1 protein-coding gene is annotated in these 1,557 nt (G+C 70.3%); it reads left to right on the forward strand.

All coding sequences use genetic code 11. The features are described from left to right. Positions 1-135: 135 nt before the first annotated feature. Positions 136-1,554, forward strand: coding sequence for a hypothetical protein (locus ACTUAL_RS09515; protein ID WP_440900000.1), 1,419 nt, complete (start codon positions 136-138; stop codon positions 1,552-1,554). Positions 1,555-1,557: the final 3 nt, after the last annotated feature.

The following is a 1,557-nucleotide window of genomic DNA, read 5'->3' on the forward strand; positions in this document are numbered from 1 at the left end:
CTACAACTTCACCGACTTCAGCGACGACCTCACCGACTTCGACTACGACCACAAGGGCTGGTTCGTCAATTTCGTGGGCAGCTACTGACGCCCGGCGCCACGCGCGCCCCGCACCGGATACGCAAGGGTTCGAACATGAAACATCTCCACACCGCCGCCGCCCGCCAGCCGGGCCTCCTGCCGGTCACCGCCCTGGTCGCCGTGCTGGCCGCCTTCGCCGCGCCCGGCGCGTCCGCCCAGGTCGGGGTGAGTGCAATCCAGCGCAGCTTCATCAACCTCAGCTTCGAAGAGCCGAACCTGCAGACCACCGGCTGCCGGGTCTACATCGACCAGCAGTTCGTGCCGGGGTGGACGACCAACCACCAGCCCTACGCGCAGGAGAACGTCGGTGGCTGCGTGGTCCCGCCGGGCTTCAGCACGGCCAGCGCCCCCATCCTCGAACTGTGGCGCACGCCGCGCACCAACGCCGGGCTGACGGTCAACGCGCGCACCGGTTCGCAGTTGGCCGAACTGAACGCGCATTTCCTCTCGCGCATCTCGCAGAACGTCTGCCTGGTGCCCGGCGACGTGGTGCGCTGGAGCTTCAGCCATCGCGGCCGTGCCAGTGCCACCACGCAGGACCAGATGCGCTTCCTGCTGGACACGGCGCCCATCGTCCACGTGGGCACCACCAACACCGGCAGCGGCGGCGTCCTCACCGTGTCCCAGGGCAGTGCCACGTCCGCCGCCGGCCCCGACGGCTGGCGCGACTACCAGGGCCGGTTCGGCTACAACGGCGCCGGCGGGGTGACCAACATCGGCTTCGAGGCACTGTCGGGCGCGGCCACCACGGGCAACTTCCTCGACGACATCCAGGTCTTCCTCAAGCCGTTCATCGAGCTCACCGGCACCGGCTTCGAGACCGTGGAAGGCACCGCCGACGGCGTGCCGGTGCTGCGCATCGTCGGCACCCTCGACACCGATCTCAACATCGAGGTGGCGGTCACCGGCGGCACCGCGGAGCTGGGCACCGACTACACCACCCCCGGCGGCGGCACGAGCTTCAGCGTGTTGGTGCCGAGAGGCACCTACGACGGCGACACCGTGCGACCGCTCGGGCTGGTGGCACTGGGCAACGCGATCGTCGACGGCGATCGCACCGTGGAACTGACCCTGCAGCCGAGTCCCGACGACTACCTGCTCAATTCCACCCAGACCTGCGGCGCGGCGGCGATCGCCCAGGCGACCTGGACCCTGATCGACGACGATCTCGATCTGGCGATCGAGAAGACCGCCTCGACCGACGCCGCGACCGACGGCGACAGCGTGGGCTACACCCTGCGCGTCGAGCACCTGGACGGCGTGGATGGCAGCGGGGCGGTGGTGCGCGACCCCGCGGTGGACGGTCTGGACTGCAGTGCGGCGACGCTGTCGTGTAGCGCCAGCGGCGGCGCGGTGTGCCCGGCCTCGCCGACCATCGGCGCGCTGCAGGGCGCGGGACTGGTGGTGCCGACGCTACCGGCCGGCGGCGCGCTCGAGATCGGCTACAGCTGCGTGGTGGGCGCGACGCCCTGATCC

The sequence above is a fragment of the Actinosynnema sp. genome (assembly GCF_052038725.1).